The following is a 4,734-nucleotide window of genomic DNA, read 5'->3' on the forward strand; positions in this document are numbered from 1 at the left end:
CCCAACAAAACGGCTCAATCTTTGTTTCATGAACCCTTCATGTGACATACTTCCCCAACAAAACGGCTCAACCTTTGTTTCATGAACCCTTCATGTGACATACTTCCCTCGCAAAACCGCACAATCTTTGTTTCATCAACCTTCCATGCCTCAAACATCCCTCTAAAATCCATCAATGTATAAAAAAACTGCCAACTAAACTCTTTCTTTCTCGAGTTTGATGGCAGCTCTTTCTTGATTATTTACTCACAGTCTTGTTCTTAAATATCTTATTCAAAATCTCGATCTTTTTGTTTGTGTATTCTTCAAAGCTGTCGTTGTAGGTTTTCGGGTCTTTCGGGTTAGAAAAATGGTTGATTTTCCCATCCGTATCAATAAATTTGCTTGCCGCTCCACAACCGAGTCCAATAATCGTTTGTTGTTCTTCCATAATCATGATGTTATAGATGCTTTCTTGATTTGGCAAAGAGTAACCGACATTTTCTAGATTACCTAAAATGTTTTTTTGTCTGTATAAATAATACGGTGAATAGCCATGCTCCTTCGTCCACTTCTCTCCTAGATCCATCATCTCAACGATTTCTTCTCTACTTGCTACTTTATAGCGCGATTTATTTCTCGTCATTTCAGAAGCTCGTTTAAAGGATAAAGTATGAATGGTTAAGGACTCTGGCATCAGTTTCTTCGTTTCATCAAGGGAATGTTGAAATTCAGAAACCCCTTCACCAGGTAGGCCAATAATCAAATCCATATTAATATTATTCATCCCCATTTGCCGCGCAAGATGGAATTTATCAATCGTTTCCTCTACTGTGTGGTGACGCCCGATCGCCTTTAAGGTTTCTTGCGTATACGATTGAGGATTGACACTAATGCGATCAATTTTCCACTTTTTCAGAACTTCCATCTTTTCTGGAGTAATCGTATCTGGCCTTCCTGCCTCTACCGTTATTTCACGAATATTTTCTACGTCTGGAAATGAAGTGTACATTTCCTCATAGAGCATATCCATTTCTTCAGCAGTAATACTCGTTGGAGTTCCTCCACCATAATAAACAGTCGTAATTTTAACATTGTTTTCCTGCAACCATTCACCGATTTTTCTCATTTCAAAATGGAGACCACCGAGAAAAGAATGAACGGATCCTTGTCTTCCATTTATCGCATAAGCCGGGAAGGTACAGTAGGCACATTTCGTTGGGCAAAACGGAATGCCGATATAAATACTGACTTCTTTTTGCAATTCATACAAATCTGGAACTACAGCTAATTGGCGATTAACAATCGCCTGCATCAGTTCAATTTTTTCATCGGTGATTAAATACTCGGACTTTAGTTTTTGATGAGCTTCCTCTCTCGACATTCCTTGCTGAAGAGCTTTATGCAATAATTTCGTCGGGCGTATCCCTGTAAGGATTCCCCACTTTTGCACCATTTTTGTGGCGTCTTGTAATACAGATAAATACACATGGGCTACTGCATTTTTAATAACCTTAAATTGTTCTTTTTCGGAAAGACCATCAGGAATCTCTTTTTTATAAAAAGCTTTAAAGTTTTGATCATTTTGCTTAAGGGTAGCTTGAACTTCTACTTCCCCCCCAACCTTCAAATTAAAATCAATGAAAATATGGGGTTCCCCTGCTTCTTCCTCAAGAGATATAGTCGTTTCTTCAAAAAATAGATTGGCAATTAACTGAAGCGGCCTTGCAAATCGTTCATCGTTTAGGCCATTTATGTGAATATGCAAAGTTTCTCTCTCCTTGTTCTTTCGCATGACAAAATTACTTTTAGTGTACAGAATCGAGCAATCGAGGTCAATTGGAAGGTTCTTCATAAAGCGCTATTTTCCAATTACTTCATTATGCACTAAAAGTGAAAGGAGCCTTCACAAAAGAAAATGGACTGCATCATTAGCAATCCATTTTCAAGAGAATTTATCGAATGATATTCATCTTACGTAAAAATTCAATCGGCTGTTGTTTGCGGAAGTGCTCCTTCACCATATAGCCGACCCCTTGTTGATTATTAGAACGGGTAATCCAATCAGCTGCTTTCTTTACTTCAACAGGTGCATTCCACATCGCAACACCAAGTCCTACTGCTTCTATCATTTCAAGATCATCGATCCCGTCTCCGATCGCAACCATCTCATTACGTTTGATCCCTAATTGTTGACCTAAATATAACAATCCAGTCAGTTTTGATACACCTCGTGGAACAATTTCCATCCGATAATCATTCAGTTTTATCATATCAACTTCATTAAACATTCCTTTTATCGCTTTCTCAGTATCAGCAAGATCATTTTTTTCTTCAAAATATATTTCTATTTTCGGTGGTGAGATTGGTTCATCGATAATTGTATCGCTTATCGAGTCGACAAATTGATGTGGATAATGAAGTGGATCTCCTGAATTTACGACCGTCTTTGCGAGAAGATTATTATTTATTTTTAGTTTATTAGCCAAAGAATATTTTTCATGGACGAGTCTTATTTGACATTGAAATCCTTCAAGAAGTCTCACAATTTCAAATGTAACATCCTCTGAAATTCTTTTTTCTAAAACGGGTTTCTCTAATTCCTTTGCCACATACCCTCCACGATGAGTGACAAGAACTGAATCTTCTAACTTTAATGCCTTCGCTACTTTTTTTGCTGATTGAAAGCTTCTTGAAGTGACCAATGTTACGTAAATTCCCTTATCTCTTACATAATCAACCGCTTCCCTTGTTGATTTATGTAGTCTTCCATTTGATTGCAAAAGTGTGCCATCAATATTCAAAGCTAACAGCCTATATATCACGTGAGTGCCCCCCCTGTTCTTAGATGTCCTTGCCGTCACTTTCGTAAATGGCTACGAAAATGTTGCCTAATACACTTTTATGAAAAAGGGCGTCAAAATAGAACAAGCAAGAAGAACATTTGCCGTCCACTCTAGAATTTTTCATCTTTTTAAACATGAAAAAATTACCACGTTTCATCTATGAATAATTAATTTCATTTGATACATAACTAGAAATGTAGCACAAAAAACAAATACACCAAGGAGATGATTTACATGGCAAGAAACAACAGTTCAAACCAGCTTCTAGTATCAGGAGTACAACAAGCAATTGATCAAATGAAATTTGAAATTGCATCAGAATTTGGCGTAAATCTTGGCCCAGAAACATCTTCAAGAGCAAATGGTTCAGTTGGTGGAGAAATTACAAAGCGTCTTGTACAAATGGCTGAGCAACAGCTTGGTGGCAGTAAGTTTTAATTGATTTTTGGTAGCATATAAAGGGCGCATGAACATTCATGCGCCTCTTTTACACGATTCACTCTTGCCAGCTTTTTTTCCATTCTTCTACTTTTGCATTGATTTCTTCACTTGCTGCCCACGTTTCTTCATCTTTCTTTTCTTTTATTTCTTTAAAATGGCTTTCTCTTATCGCACTCATTTGATCTGCCATATCAAGAACATAGCTCTTTGCCTCATGACTAATCAGCTCTTTGTCACTTAAAAAGTAAATAGCATTTTTAATACGGCCCTTCTCACGGTCTGATGCATAATAAAGTGGGTTATAGATATTATTCATTCTTTGCATTGCATCTACTGTATCGTTTAACGTAACTCCTTGGGTCCAGACAATTTGACCTAATGTTGGACGCCATTTCTTTAACACTTCTGTTTCAAGCTCACTTTTATCACGAACCGTTGCGTAAATTCCATCACCTGCATCGGCTACTTCCTGTAATTGTTTTTGCCCATCATCATCCACATCAAAGCCAATAATGTTAACTTTCGCCTTTATATTGTTTTCTTGTAGCTTTTTCGCTGCCGCAATTGGGTCCCCATCACATGTTTCAATCCCATCACTGACAATATAAACAATATTCTCATAATCATTGCTATTATAGCCTTGGAGAATTTCTCCCGCCTTGTCAATTGCTCCAGCTAAAGGAGTCCAACCACTCGCTTGAAAAGAGTTTAGCGCTTTTTCAAATGCGGCTGTGTCATAGGATTGGAGTGGATAAACCGACTCAATACTTGAACACGACAATTGCTTATCAGCGTCATTACCAGTCCCAATATGGCCATATACGATAAGGGAAACATCCACATCTTTATCAATCTCCTCGACAAACTTGCCGATTGTCTCCTTTGCCAGTGCCATTTTATTGCCACCAGTAACTTCCGCTTTCATACTTCCACTGCCATCGATTAACACGTATTGTCAAAACTTTTATAAGAAATAGGCTATAAAATACCTTGTTGGAGGGCTTTATAAGCAAAAAAATTGCCACCCCCTGAAATTTAGGTAATAGTGAGGTTACCACACGACACTAGAATCCTAAATAAAGGAAGTGACAATTTGTACCCTCAAATTATAACCTATTTATTATCTTTTATAAACTTTCAAGAACAATTAATTCGAACATTACTTACCCTATTAATCGGTAAAAGTATGTTTGATAAGCCAATAGAACAGCCGGTGAATAAACCTTATCAAAAACTCCAGGTAGATGATCTTCCAATCATTGAAGTGCCAGAAAAGCTTGATTATCAAGTCCTTCTCAGTGAATACTTAGAGAAAAATGGGAAACCCCTTAAGCCTGTTCAAAGGCGAAAGAATGCAAAAGTATCTGTTCCTAAATCCATGATTTGTCCACAGTGTGGTGCACCGTCGGACTATCTTTATGCCAATAACGGAGATAAAGGACAATATCAATGTAAGGTGTGTGAGTGT

General features: G+C 37.5%; 4 protein-coding genes and 1 pseudogene. 2 read left to right on the forward strand and 3 right to left on the reverse strand.

Annotated elements, in window-relative coordinates:
- Positions 1 to 238: 238 nt before the first annotated feature.
- Positions 239 to 1,774 (reverse strand): coproporphyrinogen III oxidase, encoded by a 1,536-nt coding sequence (locus BMSHG_RS05145; protein ID WP_392397240.1) that lies wholly within the window; start codon positions 1,772 to 1,774, stop codon positions 239 to 241.
- A 160-nt stretch (positions 1,775 to 1,934) separates the two neighbouring features.
- A complete protein-coding gene (locus tag BMSHG_RS05150) occupies positions 1,935 to 2,804 on the reverse strand; it encodes a Cof-type HAD-IIB family hydrolase (RefSeq protein WP_019153376.1) in 870 nt (289 codons plus the stop codon).
- Positions 2,805 to 3,059: 255 nt separating this feature from the next.
- On the opposite strand from BMSHG_RS05150, the gene BMSHG_RS05155 reads away from it, so the two are divergent.
- A complete protein-coding gene (locus BMSHG_RS05155) occupies positions 3,060 to 3,263 on the forward strand; it encodes an alpha/beta-type small acid-soluble spore protein (protein WP_019153377.1) in 204 nt (67 codons plus the stop codon).
- Between the two features lie 58 nt (positions 3,264 to 3,321).
- Here BMSHG_RS05155 and BMSHG_RS25740 read toward each other — a convergent pair whose 3' ends face one another.
- Positions 3,322 to 4,215, reverse strand: a complete 894-nt coding sequence (locus BMSHG_RS25740; RefSeq protein WP_262362251.1) for a vWA domain-containing protein — start codon at positions 4,213 to 4,215, stop codon at positions 3,322 to 3,324.
- 144 nt (positions 4,216 to 4,359) lie between these two features.
- Here BMSHG_RS25740 and BMSHG_RS28395 point away from each other — a divergent pair.
- A pseudogene (locus BMSHG_RS28395) lies at positions 4,360 to 4,734 on the forward strand (DDE-type integrase/transposase/recombinase); the annotation flags it as partial.

It is taken from the genome of Robertmurraya massiliosenegalensis JC6 (assembly GCF_000311725.1).
In the GTDB taxonomy this organism is placed as follows: Bacteria; Bacillota; Bacilli; order Bacillales; family Cytobacillaceae; genus Robertmurraya; species Robertmurraya massiliosenegalensis.